At 73.5% G+C, this 26,527-nt stretch carries 23 protein-coding genes and 1 riboswitch; of the genes, 13 read left to right on the top strand and 10 right to left on the bottom strand.

From position 1 onward, the window contains the following. Window positions 1-216 precede the first annotated feature (216 nt). Window positions 217-1,839, top strand: coding sequence for a diguanylate cyclase CdgB (gene cdgB, locus ABGB06_RS08805; protein ID WP_347587026.1), 1,623 nt, complete (start codon window positions 217-219; stop codon window positions 1,837-1,839). Window positions 1,840-1,962: 123 nt separating this feature from the next. Beyond that, on the top strand, window positions 1,963-2,937 hold the full coding sequence (locus tag ABGB06_RS08800) for a carbohydrate-binding protein (RefSeq protein ID WP_347587024.1): 975 nt from the start codon (window positions 1,963-1,965) through the stop codon (window positions 2,935-2,937). Here the strand turns inward: ABGB06_RS08800 and nagA are convergent. Then, complete coding sequence (gene nagA / locus ABGB06_RS08795) at window positions 2,918-4,189, bottom strand: N-acetylglucosamine-6-phosphate deacetylase (RefSeq protein ID WP_347587022.1); 1,272 nt, start codon at window positions 4,187-4,189, stop codon at window positions 2,918-2,920. The two genes, ABGB06_RS08800 and nagA, sit on opposite strands and share 20 nt — an antisense overlap. A gap of 277 nt (window positions 4,190-4,466) precedes the next feature. Here nagA and ABGB06_RS08790 point away from each other — a divergent pair, with 277 nt between their 5' ends. The 3 genes from ABGB06_RS08790 to otsB all read left to right on the top strand — a co-directional run bounded on the left by ABGB06_RS08790 (window position 4,467) and on the right by otsB (window position 7,078). Further along, entirely contained in the window at window positions 4,467-5,759 is a 1,293-nt protein-coding gene (locus tag ABGB06_RS08790) for an extracellular solute-binding protein (RefSeq protein WP_347587020.1), read from the top strand. A 149-nt stretch (window positions 5,760-5,908) separates the two neighbouring features. Further along, complete coding sequence (locus ABGB06_RS08785) at window positions 5,909-6,130, top strand: DUF3263 domain-containing protein (RefSeq protein WP_347587535.1); 222 nt, start codon at window positions 5,909-5,911, stop codon at window positions 6,128-6,130. Window positions 6,131-6,205: 75 nt separating this feature from the next. Then, the gene (gene otsB / locus ABGB06_RS08780; protein WP_347587018.1) at window positions 6,206-7,078 is read left to right on the top strand and encodes a trehalose-phosphatase; all 873 of its coding nucleotides are present in this window, start codon (window positions 6,206-6,208) and stop codon (window positions 7,076-7,078) included. A gap of 505 nt (window positions 7,079-7,583) precedes the next feature. On the opposite strand, the gene ABGB06_RS08775 is transcribed toward otsB, so the two are convergent. The 3 genes from ABGB06_RS08775 to ABGB06_RS08765 all read right to left on the bottom strand — a co-directional run bounded on the left by ABGB06_RS08775 (window position 7,584) and on the right by ABGB06_RS08765 (window position 10,779). After that, entirely contained in the window at window positions 7,584-8,087 is a 504-nt protein-coding gene (locus tag ABGB06_RS08775; RefSeq protein WP_347587534.1) for a DUF1707 and DUF4190 domain-containing protein, read from the bottom strand. A 173-nt stretch (window positions 8,088-8,260) separates the two neighbouring features. Then, complete coding sequence (locus ABGB06_RS08770) at window positions 8,261-9,688, bottom strand: trehalose-6-phosphate synthase (protein WP_347587017.1); 1,428 nt, start codon at window positions 9,686-9,688, stop codon at window positions 8,261-8,263. A gap of 125 nt (window positions 9,689-9,813) precedes the next feature. Further along, the gene (locus ABGB06_RS08765) at window positions 9,814-10,779 is read right to left on the bottom strand and encodes a glucosyl-3-phosphoglycerate synthase (protein ID WP_347587015.1); all 966 of its coding nucleotides are present in this window, start codon (window positions 10,777-10,779) and stop codon (window positions 9,814-9,816) included. A gap of 227 nt (window positions 10,780-11,006) precedes the next feature. Further along, window positions 11,007-11,149: riboswitch (SAM riboswitch) on the top strand. A 17-nt stretch (window positions 11,150-11,166) separates the two neighbouring features. On the opposite strand from ABGB06_RS08765, the gene thrC reads away from it, so the two are divergent. From thrC to groL, 4 genes are all read left to right on the top strand, one after another. Continuing rightward, window positions 11,167-12,465: a threonine synthase gene (gene thrC / locus ABGB06_RS08760; RefSeq protein ID WP_347587013.1), complete on the top strand. Its 1,299-nt coding sequence runs from the start codon at window positions 11,167-11,169 to the stop codon at window positions 12,463-12,465. A 65-nt stretch (window positions 12,466-12,530) separates the two neighbouring features. Beyond that, the gene (locus ABGB06_RS08755; RefSeq protein WP_347587011.1) at window positions 12,531-12,806 is read left to right on the top strand and encodes a MoaD/ThiS family protein; all 276 of its coding nucleotides are present in this window, start codon (window positions 12,531-12,533) and stop codon (window positions 12,804-12,806) included. Between the two features lie 411 nt (window positions 12,807-13,217). After that, entirely contained in the window at window positions 13,218-13,421 is a 204-nt protein-coding gene (locus ABGB06_RS08750; protein WP_004986573.1) for a cold-shock protein, read from the top strand. A 473-nt stretch (window positions 13,422-13,894) separates the two neighbouring features. Next, entirely contained in the window at window positions 13,895-15,523 is a 1,629-nt protein-coding gene (groL, locus tag ABGB06_RS08745) for a chaperonin GroEL (RefSeq protein WP_347587006.1), read from the top strand. 218 nt (window positions 15,524-15,741) lie between these two features. On the opposite strand, the gene murQ is transcribed toward groL, so the two are convergent. Next, window positions 15,742-16,689: an N-acetylmuramic acid 6-phosphate etherase gene (gene murQ / locus ABGB06_RS08740; protein WP_347587004.1), complete on the bottom strand. Its 948-nt coding sequence runs from the start codon at window positions 16,687-16,689 to the stop codon at window positions 15,742-15,744. A gap of 124 nt (window positions 16,690-16,813) precedes the next feature. Next, a complete protein-coding gene (locus ABGB06_RS08735; RefSeq protein ID WP_347587003.1) occupies window positions 16,814-17,758 on the bottom strand; it encodes a MurR/RpiR family transcriptional regulator in 945 nt (314 codons plus the stop codon). 90 nt (window positions 17,759-17,848) lie between these two features. Between ABGB06_RS08735 and ABGB06_RS08730 the strand changes: the two genes are divergently transcribed. Genes ABGB06_RS08730 through ABGB06_RS08720 form a run of 3 tightly spaced genes read left to right on the top strand, consistent with a single transcriptional unit; the run spans window position 17,849 to window position 19,802 of the window. Continuing rightward, window positions 17,849-18,229: a hypothetical protein gene (locus tag ABGB06_RS08730; protein WP_347587001.1), complete on the top strand. Its 381-nt coding sequence runs from the start codon at window positions 17,849-17,851 to the stop codon at window positions 18,227-18,229. Beyond that, entirely contained in the window at window positions 18,229-18,552 is a 324-nt protein-coding gene (locus ABGB06_RS08725) for a DUF4031 domain-containing protein (protein ID WP_347586999.1), read from the top strand. The genes ABGB06_RS08730 and ABGB06_RS08725 overlap by 1 nt, the downstream gene beginning before the upstream one ends. 29 nt (window positions 18,553-18,581) lie before the next feature. Then, window positions 18,582-19,802, top strand: a complete 1,221-nt coding sequence (locus ABGB06_RS08720) for a Cmx/CmrA family chloramphenicol efflux MFS transporter (RefSeq protein WP_347587532.1) — start codon at window positions 18,582-18,584, stop codon at window positions 19,800-19,802. 154 nt (window positions 19,803-19,956) lie between these two features. On the opposite strand, the gene ABGB06_RS08715 is transcribed toward ABGB06_RS08720, so the two are convergent. The 3 genes from ABGB06_RS08715 to ABGB06_RS08705 all read right to left on the bottom strand — a co-directional run bounded on the left by ABGB06_RS08715 (window position 19,957) and on the right by ABGB06_RS08705 (window position 24,716). Beyond that, window positions 19,957-21,810, bottom strand: a complete 1,854-nt coding sequence (locus tag ABGB06_RS08715) for a right-handed parallel beta-helix repeat-containing protein (RefSeq protein WP_347586997.1) — start codon at window positions 21,808-21,810, stop codon at window positions 19,957-19,959. Window positions 21,811-21,969: 159 nt separating this feature from the next. Further along, on the bottom strand, window positions 21,970-22,599 hold the full coding sequence (locus ABGB06_RS08710) for a metal-dependent phosphohydrolase (RefSeq protein WP_347586995.1): 630 nt from the start codon (window positions 22,597-22,599) through the stop codon (window positions 21,970-21,972). Between the two features lie 77 nt (window positions 22,600-22,676). After that, window positions 22,677-24,716 (bottom strand): ATP-binding domain-containing protein, encoded by a 2,040-nt coding sequence (locus tag ABGB06_RS08705; protein ID WP_347587530.1) that lies wholly within the window; start codon window positions 24,714-24,716, stop codon window positions 22,677-22,679. A gap of 429 nt (window positions 24,717-25,145) precedes the next feature. On the opposite strand from ABGB06_RS08705, the gene ABGB06_RS08700 reads away from it, so the two are divergent. After that, a complete protein-coding gene (locus ABGB06_RS08700) occupies window positions 25,146-25,367 on the top strand; it encodes a hypothetical protein (protein ID WP_347586993.1) in 222 nt (73 codons plus the stop codon). A 67-nt stretch (window positions 25,368-25,434) separates the two neighbouring features. Here ABGB06_RS08700 and ABGB06_RS08695 read toward each other — a convergent pair whose 3' ends face one another. After that, the gene (locus ABGB06_RS08695; RefSeq protein ID WP_347586992.1) at window positions 25,435-26,445 is read right to left on the bottom strand and encodes an arabinan endo-1,5-alpha-L-arabinosidase; all 1,011 of its coding nucleotides are present in this window, start codon (window positions 26,443-26,445) and stop codon (window positions 25,435-25,437) included. Window positions 26,446-26,527: the final 82 nt, after the last annotated feature.

Genomic DNA, 26,527 nt, shown 5'->3' with positions numbered 1-26,527 from the left:
CATCGGACCAGGGGACCAGGACCCTCCCCGCTTCGGTCTCGGTCCGGCTCTTCGGCCCCCGGTCCGGCGGATTCGTCCTACGTCCCGCTACCGAGCCCTTTCGCAGTGTGACATAGCTCACAGTAGGCAATTAATTACTGACCCTGTGTACCTAGCAGGCAGCTCCCTGTGATTCAGTGGCCTTGGTATCTGCACGTGCATCCGGCCGGGGGAGTGGTGGAAACGGATACAGAGCCTTACGTGCGCCTCGCCTCGCTGCGCGAGCTACACCAGGTCGTGGGTCGGTTGAACACCGCCCGCAGCATGGCAGACACCCTGCAGACCATCGCCGACGGAGCCGTCGCCGCCCTCGGCTTCGAACTGGCCGCCGTCAACCTCGTCAGAGCGGACGGGGACCTGCTGGTCGCGGCCGTCGCCGGCAACGAGCGCGCCGAGGCGGCGATGGCCGGCCGCACCGGTTCCCGCGACTCCTGGGACCGCCGGCTCTCCATGGGGGAGCGCTGGGGGGAGCTGCGCTTCATCCCCTACACCGAGGGCTGGGTGCTGGAGCACGACGACGTGCCGCAGTGGCACATCACCGGGCCCGCGCCGCGCACCCCGGACGAGTGGCATCCGATGGACCGGCTCTACGCGCCCATGTACGCCGCCGACGGCGAGCTGCTGGCCGTGCTGGAGGTGGACAAGCCGCGCAACGGCAAGCGCCCGGGGCCCTGGGGCTGCGAGGCGCTCCAGCTCTACGCCTCGCAGGCCGCGATAGCGATCTCCAACGCCCGGCTGCGCGGCAACATGCAGCGCGCCCTGGTGCGGCTGGAGCAGGAGCAGCAGGCGCTGCGGGCCAGCGAGGAGAGCTTCCGGCAGGCGTTCGAGTACGCGCCCAGCGGCATGGCCATCGCCGAGGTCGGGGGCGACAACCACGGCCACCTGATCCGGGTCAACGACGCCCTGTGCCGGCTGCTGGGCCGCTCGGCCGCGCTGCTGCGCCGCTACAGCTTCGCCGATCTGGTGCACCCCGAGGACACCGCCGTGCTGCTGCGCACCTCGGCCGAGGGCGGCCGGGCCGAGCTGCGGCTGCTGCGCCGGGACGGCTCCTACGTCTGGGTCAGCCTGCGGAACTCCGTGGTGGCCGACGCCACGGACGGCCCGCAGGTGCTGCTCACCCACGTCGAGGACATCGAGGAGCGCAAGCGGCACGAGCTGGCCCTGGCGCACCGCGCCAGCCACGACTCGCTGACCGGCCTGCCGAACAGCGCGGAGCTGCGCGCCCGGCTGGGCAACCGGCTGTGCGAGGTGCCGCTGGACCAGCTCGGGCGGACCGCCGACGCCTCCCCCGGGGCCCCCGGGCCCGGCGCCCCCGACGCCTTCCAGGGCCTGGGCACCCCGCCGCCCAGGGCGTACGACCACCACGAGCACATCCGCCCGCCGGACGCGCCGGGCTCCGACGGCAAGGGGCTCGCGGTGCTCTTCTGCGACCTCGACGGCTTCAAGTCGATCAACGACCGCTTCGGCCACGTCTGCGGCGACGCGGTGCTGGTCGAGGTGGCCCGCCGGCTGGAGCAGGGCGTCCGGGACAACGACACGGTGGCCCGGCTCGGCGGCGACGAGTTCGTGGTGCTCGCCGACGGACTGGGCACGGCCGACGCCTCGGACCTCGCCGTCCGACTACGCAGCGGCATCATCCCGCCGATCCGGGTGGAGGGTCGCTCCGTGCGTGTCGGGGCGAGTTTCGGCATCAGCTGGGCGGCCTGCGGAATGACCACCGAGGAGATCCTGGAATCCGCCGACCAGCGGATGTACGTCGACAAGCGGTCCCGCTCGCACGGCAAGCGCCGGGCGGGCTGACGCGCCGGGGTGGCCGGGCATCGCTCGGAGGGTCGGGTGTGTCCGTGGGACCCGGTAGGCTCGCGGCCGTAGACGCAGGGCGGGGCGAGACACACGCGGTAAGGCTGTCAAAGGAGCGAGTCGATGAGTGCGGGGAGCAACGGCGGAGGTATGCCGCCGGACCACGACGACGACCCGTTCGCCTATCTCTACCGGCCGGAGGGCGGCCAGGCGGCCGGCGGCCAGTCGACGCCGCCGCCGCGCCCGCCGTCCTCCTACCACCAGGTTCGCCCGGTCGGCGAGCGCACCTACGGCGGCCAGAACCGCAGCCCCGCGGTGGGCAGCACCCAGGCGCGCCAGCCGCAGCCGGACGCGTACTACGCGGCGCCGGAGACCCAGCCGGGCGGGGCGCCGCCGCACGGCGGTCCCGCGGACCGGCGTCGCCACTCGGTGGAGCCGCGGCGCAACGGGCTGCTGATCGGCGCCATCGCGGTGGTGCTCGCCGTGGTGGTCGGCGTCGGCGCGGCCATACTCTTCAGCGGCGGTGACACGGAGGACACGGCGGGCGACGACCCGGGCGCCACCACCGACACTTCGGGCGGCGAGAGCGGCGGGGACAACGGCGACGACCCCGACCCGAGCGGCGAGGAGTCGACCCCCGCGGACCCCGACGCGCTGCCCGCGGCCGACGTCGCGTCGCTCACACTGTCCGGCGGCCCCTACGCGGAGTCCACGGTCACCGGCGCGAGGTCGTCCGACGGCTCGTACCTGGCGGGGCTCAACGCGTCCGGCGCCTCGGTCACCTGGTCCTTCGACTTCCAGGGCGAGCCCGGCCAGTACTACTTCTACACCGGTTACTCGACGATCTCCGACGGCCAGTCGATCGGCTTCTCGGTGAACGGCGAGCAGCGCGACGACTCGATCGACGCCCAGGACTACAACCCCGCGAGCGACGCGTGGGAGGAGAGCTGGTTCAGCACGTGGAACCTGGTCGACGTCACGCAGGGGCAGAACACCATCCAGCTGACCTGCGGCGGCTCCTGCGACGTGCTGGTCGACCAGCTCTACCTCAGCGACCACGAGCTCAGCGACGAGGAGCTCAACGCCCAGGAGCTGTAGGCCCCGGCTCCGTCGTGACCTCGGGCGCGACCGCGGGCCGGACCAGCCAGGCGCCCCTGCGCATCACCCCGGCCACGCGGTAGCCCTCGTCCAGCACCACCAGGTCCGCGTCCTTGCCCGCCTCGATCGAGCCGACCCGGTCGTCGATGCCCAGCAGCCGGGCCGGCGTCGCCGAGATCGCCCGGACCACCTCGGGGACCGACAGGCCGTCCACCGTCACCGCCCGCCGGAAGGCCAGGTCCAGGGTCAGCGTCGAACCCGCGATCGCGCCGGCACCCTCCTCGCCCTCGGCCAGCCGGGCCACCCCGTTCGCGACGGTCACCTTCAGCGGCCCCAACGGGTACACGCCGTCCCCCATCCCCGCCGCGCCCATGGCGTCCGTGATCAGCGCCACCCGCGCCGCGCCCGCCGTGCGGAAGGCCAGCCCGAGCACCGACGGGTGCAGGTGCGTGCCGTCGTTGACCAGCTCGATGGCGACCCGCTCGTCCTCCAGCAGCGCGGCGATCGGCCCCGGAGACCGGTGGGCCAGCGGCGGCATCGCGTTGAACAGGTGGGTGGCCACGCCCGCGCCCGCCTCGATGGCCTGCCGGGTGATCTCGTAGCTGGCGTCCGTGTGCCCGACCGCGGCGATCACGCCGCGGTCCCGCAGCAGCCGCACCGACTCGATGCCGCCGGGAAGCTCCGGCGCCAGCGTCAGCATCCGCGCCGTGCCGCGCGCCGCCTCGACCAGCTTGCCCACCTCGGCCGGGTCGGGCTCGCGCAGCAGCGCCGGGTCGTGGGCGCCGCAGCGGTTGGCCGCGATGAACGGGCCCTCGAAGTGGATGCCGGCCAGCTCCCCCTGCTCGACCAGCTCGGACAGCGCCCCCGCCTGCGCGGCCAGCGCCGCGAGGTCGCCGGTGACCGTGGACGCCAGCATCGTGGTGGTGCCGTGCCGGCGGTGGGTGTCGACGACGGTCAGCGCCTCCTCGGCGGTCCCGGCGGAGAACGAGGCCCCGCCGCCGCCGTGCACATGCAGGTCGACGAAACCGGGGACGACCCAGTGCCCGGTGAGGTCGAAGACCTCGGACCTCTCGCCGGGCGGCGCCGGCCGCTCGGCTCCGGCCAGGAAGACGCCGCCCGCCACGGCGACCCGGTCGTCCTCGACCACCCCGGCCGGCCGCACCACCCGCGCGCCCGCCAGCACGGTTCGGTGGGGCGCGGCGGCCGAGGGTCCGGCGGAGCCGGCGGACGCGGACGCGTTGGGGGGAGTCATGGCTGGAACCTCCGCAAAGTGGCAGGTGAGCCCCGAGGGGCGTCCCCAGTCTCACCCACATCCCGCAAAGAGGTCTAGTCCATTCTGTGAGTGGCGTGGCGACGATGAGGGAAAGATCAACAGGTTGCCCAGCGCGATAAGGGGTCAAACCACCTCCGTCGAATGGCTGTTGTGAAAGCGATATGCACGCGGGCGGTGATGATCGGCGCGGGTCGCGGCAGACTCGGGTCGCCCTCAGGGGCCGATGAGGGGATGTCTACGACAAAGGGGTTCTAACGTGCGACGTCGGCGGTTCATGGGGATGGGCGCCGGTCTGGCCGGTGCCCTCGGTCTGTCGGCCACCACCACCGCCTGCGGCAGCGACGCGGGAGACGACCAGGTGGTGCTCAGGCTGGTGGCCGCCGAGTACGGCGACGCGTCGGACAGCGGCAGCACGGAACGGTACTGGAACGAGGTGGTGGCCGAGTTCCGCACCAGGCACCCGCAGATCCTGGTGGACGTCTCCGTGATCAGGTACGACGACGCCAACGCCGAGGTCACCAGGATGGTCGAGGCCGGCGACCCGCCCGACATCGCGCAGATCTCGGCGTTCGCCGACTTCGCCGAGAACGACAGGCTCCACCCGGCCGACGAGCTGCTCTCGCTCCCCGTGATGGCCGACTTCGTCCCCAGCATCGCCGAGGCGGGCGAGCGCCTCCGCGTGCAGTACGCGATGCCGTTCGCCGCCAGCATCACCCGCTTCTACTACAACAAGGACCTGTTCGCGTCCGCGGGGCTGGACCCGGAGACCCCGCCGCGGGACTGGGACGAGCTGCGGGAGGCCGCCGTCGCGTTGCGCACGGCCGGCGTCGGCACCCCGTTCGGACTGCCGTTCGCCGACGACAACGCCCACGTGGAGGCGGTCACCTGGATGCTCAGCGGCGGTGGGGGACTCACCGACGACTTCGGCAGCTACACCATCGACCTCCCCGCGAACGTCGAGACCTTCACCTGGCTGCGCGACGAGTGGGTGGCCGAGGGGCTGACCGGACCGGGCAGCCCGGACCGCACCACCCGCGAGAGCGTGTACGCCGACTTCGCTGCCGGCGAGGTCGGCATGGCGATCGCCGACACCCTGCTGATGCGGCAGGCCGACGTCGGCGGCGTGTCCTACGGCACCGCGTCGATGCCGGGCATCGACGGGCCGACGCCCACCGCGCTCGGCCAGGCGTCGTGGGTCGTGGCGTTCAACGACTCGCAGCGGCGCGAGGAGATCGGCACCTTCCTCGACTTCGTCTTCAGCACGAAGGCCGTGGCGAGCTTCCCCGAGCGCTACGAGTTCCTGCCCGTCACCACGTCCGAGGTCGACGCGATGAACGAGAGCGACGCCCCGGACCGGCAGCGCCTGGTGCCCTTCCTCGACGAGTTGCCCGCCGCGACGTTCTACCCGGTGGGCAAGGTGTCCTGGGCCGAGGTCGCGGTCGCGTTCTCCCGGGGCATCGGCGAGACCACGCGCCCCGACAGCGACGTCGGGGAGATCCTCGGCAGGCTGCAGCAGGAGGCCCAGGCAGCCGACGAGCGCACCAGCTGACCGCCGCCGGCGGCGCCTCCCGCGCCGCCGCGAGGCGTGCCTACACTGCCGGAGTGAACGAGCAGGAGCGGCCGCCGGGCGGGCAGCCGGAGCGACCCGAGCGACCCGAACCGCCGGGGCGGCCCGAGGCCGGCCCCGGCGAGCGCGGGCTGTCCGAACGCGACCGGGCCGTGCTCGACTTCGAGCACCGCTCCTGGCCGGGCGCGGGCGCCAAGGAGCGGGCCATCAGGGAGCGCCTCGGCATCTCCCCCACCCGCTACTACCAGCTGCTCAACGCGCTGCTCGACGATCCGGCGGCGCTGGCGCACGATCCGGTCACCGTCAACCGGCTCCGCCGCCGCCGGGACGCCCGCCGCCGCGGCGACCACTGATCGGCCCGACGGCGCTGCCGCCGCGCCGGATGTGTGGGGGCGCGGCGACGGTGCGACGGACGTTAGAGTCGCCGCATGGGCTCTCCCTCCGAACCGCCCGCACCCCCGTCCGCCGCGCTCCCCGCCGAGCTTCCCGTGCCGCGCACCTCCGCCGGCCGTGAGGGCCTGGCCGCGCTGCTCGCCGATCCGGAACGCGCCCTGGTGGCCGCCGACTTCGACGGCACCCTGGCGCCGATCGTGCCCGACCCCGCACAGGCCCGCGCCCATCCCGACGCGGTGCCCGCGCTCGGCCGGCTCGCCGGCCGGGTGGGCACGGTGGCGGTCGTCACCGGACGACCCGCGGACGTCGTGGTGCGGCTCGGCGGCCTCGACGGCCACCCGGAGCTCGCCGGGCTCACCGTGCTCGGCGCCTACGGCGCGGAGCGCTGGGACGCGGCCACCGGGGAGCTGCACAAGCCGCCACCGCACCCCGGTATCGCCACCGCCCGGGCGGAGCTGCCCGGGATCCTGGGGCGGACCGGGGCGAGCGTCGAGGACAAGGGCGGCGCGCTGGCGGTGCACACCCGGCGCGCCCCCGACCCGGCGGGCGCCTTCGCGGAGCTGCGCGAGCCGCTGGCCGGGCTGGCCGCGCGCCTCGACCTGGCCCTGGAGCCGGGACGGATGGTGCTGGAGCTGCGGCCGCCCGGCATGGACAAGGGCGAGGCACTGACCGCCCTGGTCCGCGAGACCGGGGCCCGGTCCGTGCTCTACGCCGGCGACGACCTCGGCGACCTGGCCGCGTTCGAGGCGGTCGCCGCGCTGCGCGGGTCCGGCATCCCCGGACTGCGGCTGTGCAGCGGCAGCGAGGAGGTCGCCGAGCTCACCGCCGCCACCGACCTCACCGTCGACGGCCCCGCGGGCGTCGCCGCCTTCCTCACCACCCTGGCGGAGTGCCTGCCGCACGGGTAGCTGGCCGCCCGGCCCGCAGCGGGATCTCCGCGCGCCGCTCGTGGCCCTCGGGCCGCACGAGGCGCCGGCACCCGCCGGCCGTCGTGGGCCCGGGACGGTGTCGGCGGCGTCGTGCCTCCCTGGCGGGCCGTCGGCCTCAGCCTCCGCGGGGGTTACGACACGCCGGCACCTGCCGGCCGGCCCGGCCTCGCGGGCGCGTCCCGCCGTGCCGGACGGGGTCGGGCGGCCGTGAGCCGGCGGGCGGGCCGGTGGCAGCCCGGCGTGCGGGCCGTGCCGTGGGCCGGCGGGAGCTCCGACGGGCCGTCGGCCTCGGCCTTCCCGACGGGTTCCGAGGTGGGTGATCCGGCGGGTGGGGCCGGGGCGGCGCGACGTGCGGGCGGCGCCGCGGGGCCGTGATCCGGCGGAGTCCCGGCCGCGCCGTCGGCGTTGGCCTTTCCGACGGGCTTCCGAGGCGGCGGGGCGGTGTCGTCGCCCCGGCGCCGCGGGAAGCGGGGAAGCGGGGCGTTCAGTTCGTGAGGATGACCAGGATCACGATGAGCAGGATCCAGAAGGCGATGCCGAGGTAGCCGAGGATCAGGCCGGTGAGGGCGTAGCCGTCGCCGCGCTCGTGGGTGTGGCGCAACTCGGCGCGGGCCTTGTGGCCGAGCACCACCGAGGGGATCGAGGTCAGGCCCCAGGTGACCGGGCTCAGCAGTCCGCAGATCAGCGCCCCGAGGGCGTTGCCGTTGGTGGGCGGTGGCATCGGCAGGTACCGCGCCTGCGGCCAGTGCGCCTGCGGCCAGTGCGGCTGCGCCTGCGGCATCGGCATCGGCGCGGGCATCGGCGCGGGCTGGGCCTGCACCGGGCCCTGCGGCAGGTCGGCGACCAGCGAGTGCAACTCCCCGTACGTGCTGGCCCGCTGGACCCGGTCCAGCCGCGCCTCGAACTCCTCCTGCCGCAGCCGACCCTCGGCGAAGCCCGCCTTCAGCACGTCGCACGCCCGGTCCCGGTCCGCGTCCGAGGCGCGCATCATCGACTGCTGCCCCCATGACTGTTGCGGCCCGTACGGCTGCGGCGGACCGTACGGCCGCCACCCCTCCAGAGACATCCCCAGCCCTCCCCGCGCTCGACCAGGATTCCCTCCACTGTCCGCCCTGAAGGACGCGCGGGCAAGGGCCCGAGGTTTCCGCGGCGGCGGGCGACCTAGTCGCGCAGCGCGGCGAGTTGGGCCAGGAACCAGTCGCGCGGCGGCAGCGCGGTGGCGCCCGCGGCCAACTGCTTGGTGCGCCGCGCGCGCTCCTCGGCCGGCATGGTCAGGCCGCGGTGCAGCGCCTCGGCCGTGCCCGCGAGGTCGTAGGGGTTGACCAGCAGCGCGGCCTCGCCCAGCTCCGCGCTGGCCCCGGCCTCCCGGGAGAGCACCAGCGCGCAGCCGCCCTCGGCGACCAGCGGGACCTCCTTGGCCACCAGGTTCATGCCGTCCCTGATGGGGTTGACCAGCGCCACGTCCGCCATCCGGTAGGCGGCCAGCGACCGCGCGAAGTCGTCCTTCACGTGCAGCAGCACGGGCGTCCAGCCGTCCCGGCCGAACTCGGCGTTGATCTCCTCGGCGATTCGGGAGACCTCCGCCGTGTAGTCGCGGTACACCGCGAGGTCCTGCCGGGACGGGTAGGCGAAGGCGAGGTGCACGACGCGGTCGTGCCACTCCGGGCGGTCGGCGAGCAGCCGGCGGTAGGCCAGCAGCCCGCGCACGATGTTCTTGGACAGCTCGGTGCGGTCCACCCGGACGATCGTGCGCCGCTCGCCGACCTGCGCGCGCAGCTCGGCCAGCCGCTCGTCCACGTCCGCTCGGTGCGCCCGCTCCCGCAGGAAGTCCGCGTCCGCGCCGAGGCCGTGCACCCCGAGCCGGGTGGTGCGTCCCTCGAACGTCACCGCCGTGCCGTCCGCCGAGACGTCCGCGCCCAGCACGTCGGCGCAGCAGGCGGCGAACGCGTCGGCCCAGCGCCGGGTGAGGAACGCCGCGCGGTCGGCGCCCAGGATGCCGAGCAGCACCTGCCGGGCCACCCGGTCGGGCAGCACCCGGAACAGCTCGGGCGGCGCCCACGGCGTGTGCGAGAAGTGCCCGACGCGCAGCCCGGGCCGGCGCTCCCTGAGCATCCCCGGCACCAGCGAGAGGTGGTAGTCCTGCACCAGCGCGACGGTCCCGTCGCCGGCCTCCTCGGCGAGCGCGTCGGCGAAGGCCGCGTTGTACGCCTCGAAGCCGGCCCAGTGCGCCTCGAACGTCTCGTCGAACACCGGTTCGAGATGGGTCTGGTACAGCAGGTGGTGCACGAACCACAGCACGGAGTTGGCGACGCCGTTGTACGCCGCGTCGTAGGTCTCGGGCGGGATGTCCAGCATCCGCACCGCCTGCCCGCCCGTCCCCTCCGGGTCCAGCCGGGCCCCGGCGCGGCGGGCCGCCTCGCGGTCGCCGTCACCGAGCGCCGCGCACACCCACAGCCCGGCGTCGGGCCCGAGCGCGCTGAGGCCGGAGACGAGCCCGCCGCCGCCGCGCTTCGCGACGAGGGAGCCGTCGTCCGCCACCGCGTAGCTCACCGGGCCGCGGTTGGAGGCGACGAGGACTTCAGCGCTCATGGTGAGGGCTCAACCTTCCGTGCGGGACCTTCCGTGAAGGACTGGGCACGCGCGGAGACTAGCCAGGGCCGCGCGCGCCCAAACGTGTGCCCCGTCACACCAGCATCAGCCGACACACCCGCCCGTCATCCGAACCGGCGGGCGGCGTACTCGGGCACGCTGGCCATCGGCGGGCGTTCCTCGGTGTCGATCTCGTGGGTCTGCGGTGCGAAGCCGCCGGCCTCGGTGCGCTCGAACTGGGTGATCCCCTGCCGGGTGGGCATCGAGCCGCCCGGCAGCCGGCTCTGCGCGGTCCGCATGATGGCGGCGGCCATCCGGCCCAGGGCCTGACCGTCCTGGTGCCGGTGCTTCCGCACCCCCACGTCGACCTGGGCCAGTGCCTCCAGCCCCGCCACGTGCAGCGTGTCGATCAGCAGACCGAGCTCCACGCCGTACCCGACGGGGAACGGCAGCCGCTCCAGCAGTGTGCGCCGGGCCGCGTACTCGCCGCCCAGCGGCTGCACCACCCCGGCCAGCCGTGGCCAGTGCAGGTTCAGCAGCGGGCGGGCGACCAGCTCGGTGACCCGGCCGCCCTGCCCGGCGCCCGACGGCTGGTCGCCCAGCGGCCGGTCGTACATCGCCTTGACCAGCTGGACGTCCGGATCCGTGAGCAGCGGCCCGAGGATGCCCGAGACGAACCGGGCGTCGAACTCCCTCAGGTCCGCGTCCACGAAGCAGATGATCTCCCCGCTGGCGGCGAGCAGCGAGCGCCAGAGCACCTCGCCCTTGCCGGGGACCGTGGGGACCCGTGGCAGGATCTCGTCGCGGTGGACCACCTTGGCGCCCGCCGCGGCGGCCACCTCGGAGGTGCGGTCGGTGGAGCCGGAGTCCACCACCATCAGTTCGTCGATCAGTGGCACGTGCTCCATCAGGTCGCGCCGGAGCGTTTCCACGATGGCGCCGACGGTCGCCTCCTCGTTCAGCGCGGGGAGGATCACGCTGACACTGCCCGCCGAACCCGCCGCCCGCTTCGCGGCCAGCAACTGCGGCAGTGAGCGGTCAGCGGCGTCCCAGGACCGGCGACGTAGCCACTCCTCAGCCTCTTCCAGCACGAATGTCGCTCCTGTTCGCGTTCGGCCATGTTTTAACCCGTATGGCCGTATCTGCCCCTTCCTGGCGGAGTCCGAACCCGTCGGCTCCATTTTTTTCCCGGATCCCGCCCCAGAGCCCCGCCGCGTCTCGCGGATCGGACGGCCCGGGCCATTGTGCGGGCCGTCCGTTACAGTCTCGGACAGTGCAGGTGTCCTCCGCATATCAGGCCCTGCCGACAACCGCATACCGCTCATCCAGAGGGGCAGAGGGAACGGCCCGTTGAAGCCCCGGCAACCCTTCCGCCGGTTCTCGTGACACCTCCGCGAGGCTCCCGGTGGGGAAGGTGCCAATTCCGTCCTGTGGCGAGAGCCGTCACAGGGAAGATGAGGAGAAGGGCCTCGCTACCCATGTCTGTGCTTTCGACGCACACCCAGACCACCGCCTCCCAGGCCACGGCCGTCGACCTCGGTCCCGCCGTCGCGCTCTCCTGCCGAGAGTGTGGAGAGCGCTTTCCGCTCAGCCCCGAGTTCGCCTGCCGGTCCTGTTTCGGGCCGCTGGTGATCGCCTACGAGCTCCCCGACGGCGACCCCGAGGCGCTGCGCGCCCGGATCGAGGCGGGGCCGCAGAGCATCTGGCGTTACGCCCCGCTGCTGCCCGTGCCCGCCACGGTCGCCGAGCGACCGAACCTGAACCCGGGCTGCACCCCGCTGGTGCGGGCCGACCGGCTCGCGGCCGAGCTCGGCGTGACCGGCGAGCTGTACGTCAAGGACGACTCGGCCAACCCCACCCACTCCTTCAAGGACCGCGTCGTGGCCTGCGCCGTCGAGGCGGCCCGCGCCTTCGGCTTCACCACGCTGTCCTGCTCCTCCACCGGAAACCTGGCCGGCGCGGTGGGCGCCGCCGCCGCCCGCGCGGGACTGCGCTCCTGCGTCTTCATCCCGGAGGGCCTGGAGCAGGGCAAGGTCGTGATGGCCGCGGTCTACGGCGGCGAGGTGGTGGCGATCGACGGCACGTACGACGACGTCAACCGCTTCTGCAGCGAGCTGATCGGCGACCCGGCGGGCGAGGGCTGGGGCTTCGTGAACGTGAACCTCCGCCCGTACTACTCGGAGGGCTCCAAGACCCTGGCCTTCGAGATCTGCGAGAAGCTCGGCTGGCGGCTGCCCGACCAGCTGGTCATCCCGATCGCCTCGGGCTCGCAGCTGACGAAGATCGACAAGGGACTCAGGGAGCTGGTCGCGGTCGGACTGGTCGAGGACCGTCCCTACCGGATCTTCGGCGCGCAGGCCACCGGCTGCTCGCCGGTCGCCCAGGCGTTCCGCGCCGGTTACGACGTGGTGCGTCCGGTCCGTCCCGACACCATCGCCAAGTCGCTGGCCATCGGGAACCCGGCGGACGGCCCCTACGTGCTGGACATCGCGCGGCGCACCGGGGGCGCCGTGGAGGACGTCTCGGACGAGCAGATCGTGGACGCCATCACGCTGCTGGCCCGCACCGAGGGCATCTTCGCCGAGACCGCCGGCGGCGTGACGCTCGGCGTCACCAGGGAGCTCATCGAGGCGGGCACGCTGGACCCGAGCCTCACCACGGTCGTGCTGAACACCGGCGACGGCCTGAAGACCCTGGACGCCGTGGCCCCCGTCGCCGGGCCGACCGCCACCATTCCGCCCAGCCTCGACGCGTTCCGCGCCGCGGGCCTCGGCTGACCCCGCCCCTGACCGCGTCCCGGCAAGTGGCTCACGGCAAGTGACTCACGGAGAGTGAAGATCGCATGAGCGTTACCGTCCGTATCCCGACCATCCTGCGCAGCTACACCGGCGGACAGGCGGAGGTGACCGCCGCCGGCGGCACGGTCGGCGAGGTGCTCGCCGACCTCGAGAAGCAGCACCAGGGCATCGGCGCCCGGGTGCTGGACGACCAGGGTCGGCTGCGCCGTTTCGTGAACGTCTACGTGAACGACGACGACGTCCGGTTCGAGCAGGGCCTGGACACCCCCACGCCGGACGGCGTCGGCGTGTCGATCATCCCCGCGGTCGCCGGCGGCTGACCTCCGCCCCCTCCACCTGGCCCGCTCCGCCCCGAGGCGCGACCTCGGGGCGGAGCCACGTTCCCGGGGAGATACAGTGATCCCACGGACAATGGCCGCCACTCGCATATGAATTCACGACACATCGGGCTGGAAAGCGGCTGAAAATCGTCGCACCAATTGTCTGATTGGCGCGGTTGGGCCGTGGAAAAACGTTCAACTTTCAGCTACTATGCGGCGTTTGCCCGTTCTGGCTCGTCTCAATTTCTCCTCCGTATGACCTGTTGCACTGGGCGTACGTCCAGATACATTCAGCGGCGGTCGAGCGTTCCGGCGCACACCCCCAATCGCCCGGGGGTGAGGTCTGCGAAGTGTGACCCGGGTCCGCGAAGTGCGGTCTCGTGAAAGGGCCGGCAATAGGGGAGTTAGGAAATGGCTCAGGGCACCGTCAAGTGGTTCAACGCGGAGAAGGGATACGGCTTCATCGCGGTCGACGGTGGTGCGGACGTGTTCGTCCACTACAGCGCGATCCAGATGGACGGCTACCGCACCCTGGAAGAGGGACAGCGGGTGGAGTTCGAGATCTCGCAGGGACAGAAGGGTCCACAGGCCGACATGGTCCGCGTCACCGCCTAACGCCGACCGCACCGCAACCTTCACAGGCCCCGCACCCGGCCCACCACCGGGCGCGGGGCCTCATGCGCGCTTCGCCCTCCGGGCAGGTCCGCCGCGACGCCCCCTGCCCTGACCACGCCCTGACCACCCCTCAGTGCCAGTCCGCCGGTAGGGCCCTCCGCTCCCCCTCGGCTGCGCCTGGGGGTGCCCCCAACTGACCACCGCCCCTCATCGGCCACCCTTCGGGTGGGCTTGCGCCCTCCGCGTCCCCGACCACCGCCCCTCATCGGCCACCCTTCGGGTGGGCTTGCACTCATGGGGGTCGAGTGCTAATCATGGGCGTTAGCACTCTGAGGGTGAGAGTGACAGCAAGGACCGGTTCGGTGAGGTCCGTGGCCGGGCGGTGCAGGGTACCGCCGGGGCGTGGGCCGTCCGTCGCGGGCGCCATCGCGGTCCGGAGCAATCCACCCCCGTATATGGGAGGACCACTTCACATGGCCAAGATCATCGCGTTCGACGAGGAGGCGCGGCGGGGCCTTGAGCGCGGGATGAACCAGCTCGCCGACGCCGTCAAGGTCACGCTGGGCCCCAAGGGCCGGAACGTCGTGCTGGAGAAGAAGTGGGGCGCCCCCACGATCACCAACGACGGCGTGTCCATCGCCAAGGAGATCGAGCTCGAGGACTCCTACGAGAAGATCGGCGCGGAGCTGGTCAAGGAGGTCGCGAAGAAGACCGACGACGTCGCGGGTGACGGCACCACCACCGCGACCGTGCTGGCGCAGGCGCTGGTCCGCGAGGGCCTGCGGAACGTCGCCGCCGGCGCCAACCCGATGGCGCTGAAGCGCGGCATCGAGGCGGCCGTGGAGCACGTCTCCGAGGCCCTGCTGCAGCAGGCCAAGGAGGTCGAGACCAAGGAGCAGATCGCCTCCACCGCCTCCATCTCCGCGGGCGACACCCAGATCGGCGAGCTGATCGCCGAGGCCATGGACAAGGTCGGCAAGGAAGGCGTCATCACGGTCGAGGAGTCGCAGACCTTCGGCCTGGAGCTTGAGCTCACCGAGGGCATGCGCTTCGACAAGGGCTACATCTCGGCCTACTTCGCCACCGACATGGAGCGCATGGAGGCGGAGCTCGAGGACCCCTACATCCTCATCGTCAACTCCAAGATCGGCGCGGTGAAGGACCTGCTGCCGCTGCTGGAGAAGGTCATGCAGTCCGGCAAGCCGCTGCTGATCATCGCCGAGGACGTCGAGGGCGAGGCCCTGTCCACCCTGGTGGTCAACAAGATCCGCGGCACCTTCAAGTCCGTCGCCGTCAAGGCCCCGGGCTTCGGTGACCGTCGCAAGGCCATGCTGGGCGACATCGCCATCCTCACCGGCGGTCAGGTCATCTCCGAGGAGGTCGGCCTGAAGCTGGAGAACGCCACCCTCGACCTGCTGGGCCGCGCCCGCAAGGTGGTCATCACCAAGGACGAGACCACCATCGTCGACGGTGCCGGCTCCAGCGAGCAGGTGCAGGGCCGGGTCAACCAGATCCGCGCCGAGATCGAGAACTCCGACTCGGACTACGACCGGGAGAAGCTCCAGGAGCGGCTCGCCAAGCTGGCCGGCGGCGTGGCCGTCATCAAGGCCGGCGCCGCCACCGAGGTGGAGCTGAAGGAGCGCAAGCACCGCATCGAGGACGCCGTGCGCAACGCCAAGGCGGCCGTCGAGGAGGGCATCGTCGCCGGTGGTGGCGTGGCCCTGCTGCAGGCCTCCACCGTCTTCGAGAAGCTGGACCTGGAGGGCGACGAGGCCACCGGCGCCGCCGCCGTCAAGCTGGCGCTCGAGGCCCCGCTGAAGCAGATCGCGGTCAACGCCGGTCTCGAGGGCGGCGTCGTGGCGGAGAAGGTGCGCAACCTGCCGGCCGGTCAGGGCCTGAACGCCGCGACCGGGGAGTACGTGGACATGCTGGCTTCAGGCATCATCGACCCGGCCAAGGTGACCCGCTCCGCGCTGCAGAACGCGGCCTCCATCGCGGCCCTGTTCCTCACCACCGAGGCGGTCATCGCCGACAAGCCGGAGAAGGCCGCGGCCGGTGCCGGCGACGCGGCGGGCGGCATGGGCGGTGGCATGGACTTCTGAGTCCACGCCACACGGCCGACCGTACGACCGTACGCACGCCGACGAGGGCGGCCAGGGCCCCGATCCTGCGTGCCTTGCGCATGAGTGTCTCCTTTCACTGTGGATGCACCGTGGGTGCGAGACACCCGGAGGATTCACCCTCCCGCGCCGGCAATAAGCATAAAATCGGAAAATTCAACCGCAACTGGGCAGCGGTTTCACCCGGTCGGGTAGGGCGGTCAGCCGCTCGCGGACGCGGTGCGCGCCGCGGTCAGCGCGGCGCGCAGGTGGCCGCCGGACTCCGCGAGCAGGCGGTCGGCGGTGGCCGCGTTCACGTCGCCGAGGATGATGAGGATGGCGTTCTTCACCTCGCCGCCGGTCGCGGCCAGCGCCCCCTCGATGGCGTCGTCGGACGCGCCCGTGGCGAGCTGCACGATGCGGCGGGACCGGGCGCGGAGCTTCTCGTTCGACGCGCGCACGTCCACCATCAGGTTCCCGTAGGTCTTGCCGAGCCTGATCATGCTGATGGTGGAGATCATGTTGAGCACCAGCTTCTGCGCGGTGCCGGCCTTCAGTCGGGTCGAGCCGGTGATCAGCTCGGGCCCCACCACGATCTCGATGCCGTGCTCCGCCGCGGCGGCCAGCGGCGAGTCGGCGTTGCAGGACAGCCCGATCGTCAACGCGCCCCTGGCGCGCGCGTGCTCCACCGCGCCGACCGCGTACGGCGTGCGCCCCGAGGCCGAGATGCCGACCACCACGTCGTCCGGGCCGACGCCCTGCCGATCCAGGTCGGCCGCGGCCAGCTCGCGGCTGTCCTCGGCGCCCTCCACGGCCGTCACCATGGCGTCGGGACCCCCGGCGATCAGCCCGACGACCTCCTTGGGATCGGTGTTGAACGTCGGCGGGCACTCGCTGGCGTCCAGCACCCCGAGCCGCCCGGCGGTGCCCGCGCCCAGGTAGAGGAGCCGTCCGCCGCGGGCCATCCGCTCCGCCGCCGCGTCGATGGCGGCGGCGATCCGGGGCAGCTGCCGGGTCACGGCCGCCGGCACCCCGGAGTCCTCCTCGTTCATCGCCCGCGCGATGTCGAGCGTGGAGCGCTGGTCGATCTCGGCCAGCTCGGGTCGGTACGCCTCGGTGGTCAGCGCGTCGAGCTCGGTCTGCAACTCACCGTAAGGGCTGGTGGACATCGTGGCGCGGCTCTCCGTGGGGGACGGCGGTGTCGGGGGTGGCTCAGGTGCTCGGGCCACTCGAGTGCTCGGGTGACTCGAATGAGGTGGGTGGAGCGTGCGGCGCCGGCGCGCCGAGGGCGGGTCAGCGCCCCCGGGGCGTGTGGCGGTGCGCCAGGGCCTCGTAGCTGGCGTGCAGGGCGGGCGCCGCCGACTCGTAGGTCCGCTGCGCCACGCCGATGAACAGGCAGTCCACCACCAGCAGCTGGCTGGTGCGGCTGGACATCGCCGCCGGCCGCAGCTCGCTCTCCCGCGCGGTGGAGGTGGTCAGCACGTGGTCCGCGTACTGCGTCACCTCGCCGTCCGGGCGGCCGGTGAGGGCCACGGTGGTGGCGCCGTGGTCGAAGGCGACCTGGAGCGGTTCGATGACGTCCACCGTGCGTCCCGAGTGGGTGATGGCGATGGCGACGTCCCCCGCGCGCAGCTGCACCGCGTTCGTCACGGCCAGGTGCGGGTCGGAGTGCGCGTGCGCGATCAGGCCGATCCGCAGCAGCTTCTGGGCCAGGTCCTGGGCCACCAGGGAGGAGGCGCCGATGCCGTACACGTCCACCCGCCGGGCGCTGGCCAGCGCGCTGACCGCCGCCTCCAGCTGGGCCAGGTCCAGGGCCCCCGCCGTGTCCGCCAGGGTCTGGCGCTCGTCCTGCGCCAGCTTGGCCACGACGTCCCGCAGCGGATCGTCCACGGATATGTCGGCGGTCACCGCGGGTGCGGCGCCGGACGCCTGCTGCGCCGCCAGCCCCGCCAGCGCGAGCCGGAGGTCCCGGTAGCCGGGGTAGCCGAGCAGCCGGGCGGTGCGGACGACGGTGGCCTCGCTGGTGCCGGTGCGCTCGGCGAGGCCGGTGACGGTGAGCGCGGCGCAGCCGGCCGGGTCACCGGCGACGGTCTCCGCCACGCGCTGCATGGAACGGGTCATGGAGGGCGCCATGGTGCGGACCTTGGCGGCCAGCGCACCGGGCTCGGGAGGCGTGGGCCGGGGCGCCACGGGCACGGGTCGGGCGCGGGCCCCTCGCCGCACGAAATTTTCCTTCATCGCGTTCCTCACGGGTGAAACGTATTTTCGGTCCGTTGCTTCGTCAACCCCCAGGGGAGTAATTCGTACAAGTCTGGTCCAATGGTGGTCATGGAGCAGGGATCTTCGGCGAATCCTTCGGAAGCCGCCATACACCGGGGTCGGGCCCTGGTACTGGCCGATCTGGCGGCCGAGGGGGTGGCCGGACCGCGGGAGGTCTCCCTGCTGGAACAGGCCGTCGCGCACCGTCGTTGGTGGACCGACCAGTGGCCGGCCGGCGCCGGCTTCGTGCCGGGACTGCTCGCCCAGGACGTCCAGGACGCGATGCTGGAGCAGGTCGGGCGCTGGCCGGTCTGCCCGCTGTGCGCCCCGGAGCCCGGCGGCGAGCCGCACTCCCTGGACATGCAGCCGGAGTTGGGCGAGGACCCGCGCTGGGTGTGCGGCGCCACTGGGCGCACCGTGGCCCCGTTGGGCGGACTGGCCGACGCCTGATGACCGTGTACATAGACCCGCCCACCTGGCCCGGGCACGGCCGGATGTGGTCACATCTGGTCAGCGACGACTCGTTCGCCGAACTGCACGCGTTCGCCGCCCGGCTCGGCACCCCGCGCCGCGCGTTCTCCCGTGACCACTACGACCTGCCCGCCGAGCGCTACGCGGACGCGGTGCGGCTGGGCGCGATCGAGGTCGGCAGCAAGGAACTCGTGCACCGCCTGGTCACCGCCGGGCTGCGGCGGAGGGCCGGCGGACGCGGGGCGCGGCCGGCGGACTCGGCGGGTTCGGCGGACTCCCGGAAGGGGGGTGGTGCGGCGTGACCCGCCCGACCCCCGCGGCGCGGCGGCGGCTGCCGCTCGCCGTGTACGTGCTCGGCGCCGCCGTCTTCGCGCTCGGCACCTCGGAGTTCATGCTGGCCGGGCTGCTGCCCGAGGTCTCCGACGATCTGGACGTGTCGATCCCCACCGCGGGCCTGCTGATCTCGGCGTTCGCCATCGGCATGATCATCGGCGCCCCGCTGCTGGCCGCCGCCACCCAGCGGCTGCCGCGCCGGCAGACGCTGCTCTGGCTGCTCGCCGTCTTCGGCGTCGGGCACGTGGTGGGGGCGATCGCCCCCGGCTACGGCGTGCTCTTCGCCTGCCGGGTGGTGAGCGCCCTGGCGTGCGCCGGCTTCTGGGCGGTCGGCGCGGCCGTCGCGATCTCGCTCGTGCCGAGCGGCGCCAGGGCGCGGGCCATGGCCGTGATGCTCGGCGGGCTCAGCATCGCCAACATCGCGGGCGTGCCCGGCGGCGCGCTGCTCGGCCAGCACCTCGGCTGGCGCTCCGCGTTCTGGGCGGTCGCGCTGCTGACCGCAGTCGGCTTCCTCGGGGTGGTGTTCCTCGTGCCGCGCGCCACCGACACACCCAGCGTGCGCCCGCCGCGGCTGCGCGCCGAGGCGCGGATCCTCACGGACCGGCAGGTGTGGCTGGCGATCGTCACCATCGCGCTCTTCGCCGCCGGCACGATGTGCTTCTTCTCCTACCTCGCCCCGCTGCTCACCGACGTCTCCGGGCTCGGCGAACGCTGGGTGCCGGTGGTGCTCGTGCTCTACGGGGTCGGCGCGCTGGTCGGCACCATCACCGGCGGGCGGCTGGCCGACGCGCACCTGTTCGGCACGCTGTACGCGGGCTTCACCGCCGGCACCGGGGTCCTGGTGCTGATCGCGCTGACCGTGCACACGCCGACCGCGGTCGTCGTGGGCTCGGCGCTGCTCGGCATGGCGGCGTTCGTCGCCTCGCCCGGCCTCAACGCCCGGATGTTCAACCTCGCCGGCGGCACCGCGCCCACCCTGGCCGGTGCCACCGTCACCTCCGCGTTCAACACCGGCAACGCGCTCGGGCCGTGGATCGGCGGCGTGGTGATCGACACCGGGCTCGGCTACGTGTGGACCGCCTGGGCCGGCGCCGTGCTGGTCGCCGGCGCCATCGTCACCACCGCCCTCCAGGCCCGCGGCGCCAGCCGTTCCCGGGTGGTCCGTGCCGCCGAGGAGGCGCTTCCCGCGCCCGTCACCCACGACCGCGAGGGGCGCTGACCCCCCGGGCCCTGCGGGCCCGCGGGCACCTCCCGCCTCGCCGGCCGGCCAGGGCCGTCGCACGTGCCGACCGGCGTGCGGCCGGCGGCGTTCGACGCCTCCGCGCGCCGGCGTGGACCGGGGGGTGCCGCCCGGGCCTCGCGGGTCCGGGCGGTCAGCGGCCGGTGTCCCAGCGGCCCGGGCGTGGGCCGGCGTTGGTCAGGACGTCCGCGCAGCCGGCGTCGGCGCGGCAGGCCGCCGCCGGGTCCTCGGGCGGCAGCAGCGTGTTGCCGGAGAGCGTGACGCCGTCCGTGGGCGTGTCCTCGGGCCACCAGTAGGGCACGTCGTTGTCCCAGTAGTTGTCCGCGATCCGGATCCGGGCCGGCTCGACGCCGCTCACGGCGTACTCGCTGCCGTAGAGCACGTTGCCCTCCAGGGTGACCCAGTCGGCGCCGACGTCCGGGTAGAGACCGACGCCGCCGGCGTCGTGCACCACGTTGCCGCGCACCACGGCGCCGTCCGCGAACGACGTGCCCTGGGCGAACGGCAGGTAGATGCCGCCGCCGTCGGGGACCTCCCGCGTCGCGTCGTACACCAGGTTGTTCTCGACCCGCAGGCCGGTCGGCGCCTCGCCCCAGATGCCCGAGTAGGGCACGTCGTTGACCTGGTTGTGCGCGATCGTCGAGTCCGGCGCGCCCTCCAGCACGATGCCGATGGAGCTGCGGTAGTCGACGCCGACGTCCGTCACCCGGTTGTCGGTGACGCGGTTGCCGCCGCCGGGGCCGTGCAGCTCGACGCCGCCGCCGGAGAGGTCGTCGAAGACGTTGCCGCGCACCGTGTTGCCCGCGCCCACCTCGGACAGGGTCAGCGCCTGCCCGCCCAGCGCGGTGAAGCGGTTGCCCTCCAGGGTGATCCCCTCGGCGGCCCGGAACGCGACGTGGCCCGGCATCCGGGCGAGCGCGCCCTCGGTCCAGTACCAGCTCCCGATGATCTGCGGGAAGCCGGTCGGCTCGTCCGGCGCCAGCCAGGTCGCGTGCGCGAACGTCAGGCCGCGGAAGGCCAGGCCGCCGAGCGGCTCGTCGGCCGTTCCCGCGCCGGTCAGCAGCGTCTCCAGCACCGGCGCGACGACCGGGACCCGGCGCGGGTCCTCGCCCCGGCGGGGCAGGTAGTACAGCACGTGCTGCCCCGGTTCCGAGCGGTCCAGGTACCAGGTGCCGGGCTCGGTCAGCAGGCTGAGGCTGTTCTCCACGTCCGTCGGGGCGCCGGGCACCGCGCCAGGGACGTCGTTGTCGTAGGCCTCCTTCAGGTCCCCGAAGCACGGCTCGTCCACGGTGATCAGGGTCCATTCGGCGTCTCCCGCGATGCCGGCGACGCCGCACCTGGCCTCCGAGTACGGCAGCCCCTCCGCCGCGCCGTTGAAGACCAGCTCCATGTCCTCGGGCCGCTCCCAGGACTGCGGCGCCGTGTTCTGGACGGCGTAGCCCTCCGGCATCCGGATCGCCTCGCCGGGCAGGCCGCCGCCGAGCGCGGTACGCGGCGCGCGCCGCCCGTCGACGAACAGCTGGCGCGTCTCCAGGTCGCCGACGTCCGCCCGCCAGGCGCCCGCCACCTCGGTGGCGGGTTGCCAGCCGGTCACCTCCCGGCCGCCGCTGAGGGTGACGGACTCCTGTTGCGGGGTGCCGTAGCCGTACGCCTGGTAGACGACGTCGTGGCCGCCCGTGCCGCCGTCGCCCGCGGCGGCCGAGAAGTCCAGGGGCTCGGTCAGGGAGTACGTGCCGCCGCGCAGGTTGACCACGACGTCGGCGTCCATGTCCGCCGTCCGTTCGCGGACCGCGCGCTGGGCGGCCTCCGGGGTGGCGAACGGGCGGTCCGCCGTGCCCGGCCAGGAGTCGTCGCCCCAGGGCGCGACGTACAGCTGCTCGGGACCCTCGCGCGGCGCCGCGGTGAGTGGGGTGGCGAGGGCCGCCAGGAGCCCGGCGGTGACCGCGGCCACCCCCACCAGACTGAGCCGTGACGCCGTGGACCTCATGCGGACTGCCTCCTCGATCGGATCTGACGACGATCGCTGGGCAGTCTCGCCGGGCCGGAGGGTGCCCGGGCATCGGTCGTCGGGTCACCCGCCCTGCACCTTGGTTGACACTTTCCGCGCGGGCGGCGGCACTTCGGTCAGTCGGCGGTCAGTCGGCGGTCAGCCGGTCAAGAGCGAAAGCTCGCCCTGGAGGTTGAAGCGGGCCGTGGGCTCCCAGTGGGCGACGGCGTGCGGGGTGTGGAAAAGCCGGGGGAGCGCGAGGAGGCGGCGCAGCACCGCGGCGCGGCCCTCGCGGAACGTGCCGTCGGGGACGAACGCGAACTCCTGCCGGATCTCCGCGGCGTACGCCGCGTACTCCTCGGGCGAGCCGGCCAGCACCGCCAGGTCGGCGTCGCACAGCGCGGCGCCGTTGGCGTCGTCCTCCGCCGGGTCGTGTCCCGCGGTCAGCCGGACCAGCCGGGCCACCTCCGCGCGGCGGGCGGACGGCGGCATCCGGTGCTCGGCGAGCCGGGCGCTGCGCTCCACGTTCTCGTCGTCCGGCACCCGCGGGTCGTAGACCGCGTCGTGGAACCAGGCGGCCAGCTCGACCGCCAGCGGGTCCGTCGGGTGCCCGGCCAACTCCGGGGTGCCCAGCCGGTCCAGCACGGCCCGCAGGTGGGTCGTGGTGTGGTAGCGCCGCTGCGGTTCGGCCCATCGGGCCAGCAACTCCGCGCCGAGCGGGCGCCCCTCGGGGCCGACCAGCACGGTGAACCGGTCCAGCAGCCGCTTCTCGACGTCGTCGTCAGACATGGCGGTCATCATCCGAGTGTCCCCCCGACGGGCGCCCGCCGCGCGGCGGGCGGGAGCGGCCCGACCGGCCCGGTGGCTCAGTCGGATCCCGCGCGGCCGCCCGGCGCCGCGACCAGCCATTCCGGCATCGGCTTCGCGTGCACCACGGCGAGGCCGGAGACCGCCCGGGTCAGCGCCACGTACAGGCGGCGCAGGCCGGTGCGCTCGTCGGGCTCCGCGGCCACCACCGCCGCCGGCTCGTCCAGCACCACGTGGTCGTACTCCAGGCCCTTGGCCAGCGACGCCGGGACCAGCGTCAGCCGGGACGTGCGCGAGGTCTCCTCGCCGGGCGCCAGGAACGGCAGCCCCGCCGCGTCCAGCGCGGCGCCCAGCTCCGGGACCCGCGGGTCGGCGGCGATCAGGCCGATGGAACCCTCGTGGCCGAGCGCGTCGCGGCAGGCGGCCACCACCGACGGGGTCAGGTCCTCCGCGGCCACCCGCCGGACCGCCAGCGAGCCCGCCGACTCGCGGATCGAGGTCGCCTCGGCCAGCCCGGGCGCGATCGCGGGTAGCAGCCGCGAGGCGTAGGCGATCACCTCGCGCGGCACCCGGAAGCCCTGCGTCAGCTCCTCGACCGCCGCCTCCGGCTTCCCGAGGTGGCCGAGCGCCGCCGCCCAGTCGGGCGTCGCCCACGGCGTCGTGCCCTGCGCGATGTCGCCGAGCACCGTGGCCGAACCGGTGCTGCACCGGCGGCCCACCGCCCGGTACTGCATCGGCGAGAGGTCCTGCGCCTCGTCCAGCACCACGTGCCCGAGCGACGGCGTGCGCTCCACCAGGTCCCGCGCCTCGTCGATCAGCACCGCGTCCGCCGCCGACCAGCGGGCCGACTTCACGCCGCGGGGCGGCTTCTCCCACAGGATCGCGCGCTGCTCCTCCGGGGTCAGGATCCCCTCCGCCTGCTCGGCCAGGAACTCCGGATCCGACAGCAGCCGCAGCACCAGCTTCGCCGGGTCCACCAGCGGCCAGCAGTCCCGCACCACGGCCTTGACCGCGGGCGTGCGGGCCACGGCGTTCTGCACCCGGTCGTCCGGCGCCTCGCCGGCCGCCTCCATCCGCACCAGCACGTGGTGCGCGATTCGCTGCGGCAGCGCGTCGCGGGCGGCGCCGTAGCGCATGTCGCGCGCCAGCAGCTGCCGCACCAGCTCCTCCACCTCGTACACCGGAACGCGCCAGTGACGCGATCCGCGCACCACGACCACGCCCTCGCTCGGCATCCGCACGCCGGCGCGCACCGCCCGGCGCAGCACCGCCGCCATCCGCTCATCGCCCTTGACCAGCGCCGCGCTCGCGGGATCCGCGCCGCGCACCTCGACGCCCGCGCTCCTGGCCACCAGCTCGTCCACGGTCGACTGCCGGACCTCCAGCTCGCCCAGCGCCGGCAGCACCTGCTCGATGTAGCGCAGGAAGGACCGGTTCGGGCCGATGACCAGCGTGCCGCTGCGGGCCAGCCGCTCCCGGTGCGCGTAGAGCAGGTACGCCACCCGGTGCAGGCCGACGGCCGTCTTGCCGGTGCCGGGCGCGCCCTGTACGCAGACCGTGCCGGACAGCTCGGCGCGCACGATCTCGTCCTGTTCGGGCTGGATGGTGGCCACGATGTCCCGCATCGGGCCGACGCGCGGGCGTTCGATCTCGCGCTGGAGCAGCGCGGAGGATCGTTCCGCCTCGGTGCGGTCGGTGAGGTGCTCGTCCTCGTACGCGGTGAGCTCGCCGCCGTCGTAGCCGAAGCGGCGGCGCAGCGCGACGTCCTGCGGGTCGCGTTTGGAGGCGCGGTAGAACGGCTGCGAGACCGGGGCGCGCCAGTCGATGACCATCGGATCGCCGGCGGCGTCGTGCACGTGGCGGCGGCCGATGTAGAAGCGGTGAGCCTGCTCGCCCGAGGCGTCCTCGTGCAGGGCGTGCTCGTAGTCGAGGCGGCCGAAGAAGAGCGGGGTGTCGGCGAGGTCGGCGAGCGCCTTGACCCGCACCTCGATCTCCGAGGCCAGTACCTCGGCGTTGACCCAGTTCGCGGCGACGTCCCGGATGTCGAGCGACTCGACGTCGGCCCGCATCGCGCGCAGCGCGGACCGGGACGCGGCCAGATGGGCGCGTTCGGCGTCGAGGGGGCCCTGGTCGGAGGAGGGCGGGGTGGGCGAGGGCGTGGCTGGGGAGGGTGCGGAAGGACGGGCGGGCACGGCGGAAGCCTCCGGTGAGGTGGTGCGCGGATTCGGACGGCTGCCGACCGGTTGCCGTGCGGTCGGCTCCCTGGGCGCGCGATGGCCCGGGAGGCAGAGCACGGGAGCCTAGGCCGCGGTCGGCGGCGAGCGCAAACCGTTTTCTCCGTGGCGCCGGAACACCACCCGAGCCGCCCCCGGCCACCGCCTGTCACCGAGGCGCACCCTGAGCGCTCTCCGGGTCGGGACCCGGGGTCCGCCTCAGGGGTACTAGGCCATCCGGGTGACTCGGGTGAATCCGACAATCAGACCTGGGGTCGATGTGGCTCCGGGGTGCTCAGGAGCACCCTGAAGGACATGAGCGCACTGTCAGTCACACCGACCACAGCCGTCGCCGGGGCCACGGCCGCTGGTGAGGCGCGCGACCACTCCCGGCATCTGCTGGGCAACGCGCTGCGCGCCGTTCGCGTCGTCGCCGGCGCCGCCTTCGAGGTCGTGATCCTGGGGAGGGTCGACGAGCAGCGTGCCGGGGTGCGGCTCGCCCGGCCCGGCACGGCTCCCCACGAGGGGGAGCGGTAACCGGGCCCGAGCCGCCCGGTTACCGCTCGTTCGTGGCGGGCTGATCAGCGGCCTGACCACCCGCTGGTCAGCCCACCACGGGCCATCCGCTGCCCCAGTCGATGACGTTGAGGCCGAGCTTCGGGGCGCCGTTGTCCTCACCGTCGTAGTAGTGGTAGACGAGCACGTCGCCGTCGTCGTCGCTGAGCACGGACTGGCCACCCGGGCCGACGAAGCGGCCCTCGGACGCGAGGACGGTGGTGCCCCCGCCGCTCATCAGGTCCGTCCCGTTCTGGTCGACGAAGGGACCGGTCGGGCTCTCCGAACGGCCCACCCGGATGCTGTACGTGCTGTCGGTGCCCTGGCAGCACACGCCGTACGAGGCGAAGAGGTAGTAGTAGTCGCCCTCCTTCACCAGGGCGGGGCCCTCGATGCCGCCGTCGGCCGAGGCCAGGCTGTGGAGCTCGTCGTTCTCCGTGGACCGCATGCCGGTGGCCGGGTCGAGCTCGAACATCTTGATGCCGGTCCACCACGAGCCGAACGCCATCCACCACGTGCCGTCGTCGTCGACGAAGAGGTTCGGGTCGATGGCGTTGTGGTCGGATCCCGAGCTGGTGCTGTAGACCTCGCCGCGGTCGGTGAAGCTGCCCGGCAGGCCGGTGTCGCTGGTGGCCAGGCCGATGGCCGAGGTGTTGGAGCCGAAGCTGGAGACCGCGTAGTACATGTAGTACGTGCCGTCGTGGACCGACACGTCGGGCGCCCACGGGCTCTGCTCGGGCGAGTACTCCGACCACCAGTCCGCCGGCGCCGCGAAGGCGGAGCCGGCGGAGCTCCAGGCGCTCCGGTCGGGCGAGGTGCGCGCGTCGAGCAGGTTGTTCGAGCCGTAGAGCGCGTAGCCCTCGTCGGTCCGCACCATCGACGGGTCGTGGATGCCGGTGTCACCGGTGACGGGCAACGGCTCGGCCTGCGCGCCGGCGGGCCACAGCAGCAGCGCCGCGGCGCCGGACAGCAGCCCGGCCAGGCCCGTGACCAGCGCGTTCCTCGGTCGGCGGGTGGGCGACGAAAGCCGTCGGCCTCTCCTCGTGACGGTGGTGCTCACGTGGTGCTCCTTCGGGGGCGGGGCGTGTGGGGGGACGCTCACTCACCCCTGCAGTCGCCACCACCCGGCCCGGAGGTTGCCG

It is taken from the genome of Streptomyces sp. B6B3 (genome assembly GCF_039871525.1).
Taxonomy (GTDB): Bacteria; Actinomycetota; Actinomycetes; order Streptomycetales; family Streptomycetaceae; genus Streptomyces.
Note: the sequence above shows the minus strand (reverse complement) of the source record. Positions and strands in the feature narration are given on the sequence as shown.

Excerpts from the sequence above, each read along its gene's own strand:
- murQ (WP_347587004.1), bottom strand. The coding sequence starts at position 16,689 with ATGTCCACCAGCCCTTACGGTGAGTTGCAGACCGAGCTCGACGCGCTG.
- ABGB06_RS08750 (WP_004986573.1), top strand. The coding sequence starts at position 13,218 with ATGGCTCAGGGCACCGTCAAGTGGTTCAACGCGGAGAAGGGATACGGC.
- groL (WP_347587006.1), top strand. The coding sequence starts at position 13,895 with ATGGCCAAGATCATCGCGTTCGACGAGGAGGCGCGGCGGGGCCTTGAG.
- ABGB06_RS08730 (WP_347587001.1), top strand. The coding sequence starts at position 17,849 with ATGGAGCAGGGATCTTCGGCGAATCCTTCGGAAGCCGCCATACACCGG.
- otsB (WP_347587018.1), top strand. The coding sequence starts at position 6,206 with ATGGGCTCTCCCTCCGAACCGCCCGCACCCCCGTCCGCCGCGCTCCCC.
- ABGB06_RS08725 (WP_347586999.1), top strand. The coding sequence starts at position 18,229 with ATGACCGTGTACATAGACCCGCCCACCTGGCCCGGGCACGGCCGGATG.
- ABGB06_RS08755 (WP_347587011.1), top strand. The coding sequence starts at position 12,531 with ATGAGCGTTACCGTCCGTATCCCGACCATCCTGCGCAGCTACACCGGC.
- ABGB06_RS08700 (WP_347586993.1), top strand. The coding sequence starts at position 25,146 with ATGAGCGCACTGTCAGTCACACCGACCACAGCCGTCGCCGGGGCCACG.
- thrC (WP_347587013.1), top strand. The coding sequence starts at position 11,167 with ATGTCTGTGCTTTCGACGCACACCCAGACCACCGCCTCCCAGGCCACG.
- ABGB06_RS08770 (WP_347587017.1), bottom strand. The coding sequence starts at position 9,688 with ATGAGCGCTGAAGTCCTCGTCGCCTCCAACCGCGGCCCGGTGAGCTAC.
- ABGB06_RS08800 (WP_347587024.1), top strand. The coding sequence starts at position 1,963 with ATGAGTGCGGGGAGCAACGGCGGAGGTATGCCGCCGGACCACGACGAC.
- ABGB06_RS08715 (WP_347586997.1), bottom strand. The coding sequence starts at position 21,810 with ATGAGGTCCACGGCGTCACGGCTCAGTCTGGTGGGGGTGGCCGCGGTC.
- ABGB06_RS08710 (WP_347586995.1), bottom strand. The coding sequence starts at position 22,599 with ATGTCTGACGACGACGTCGAGAAGCGGCTGCTGGACCGGTTCACCGTG.
- ABGB06_RS08775 (WP_347587534.1), bottom strand. The coding sequence starts at position 8,087 with ATGCGCGCCTCGGACGCGGACCGGGACCGGGCGTGCGACGTGCTGAAG.
- nagA (WP_347587022.1), bottom strand. The coding sequence starts at position 4,189 with ATGACTCCCCCCAACGCGTCCGCGTCCGCCGGCTCCGCCGGACCCTCG.
- ABGB06_RS08735 (WP_347587003.1), bottom strand. The coding sequence starts at position 17,758 with ATGAAGGAAAATTTCGTGCGGCGAGGGGCCCGCGCCCGACCCGTGCCC.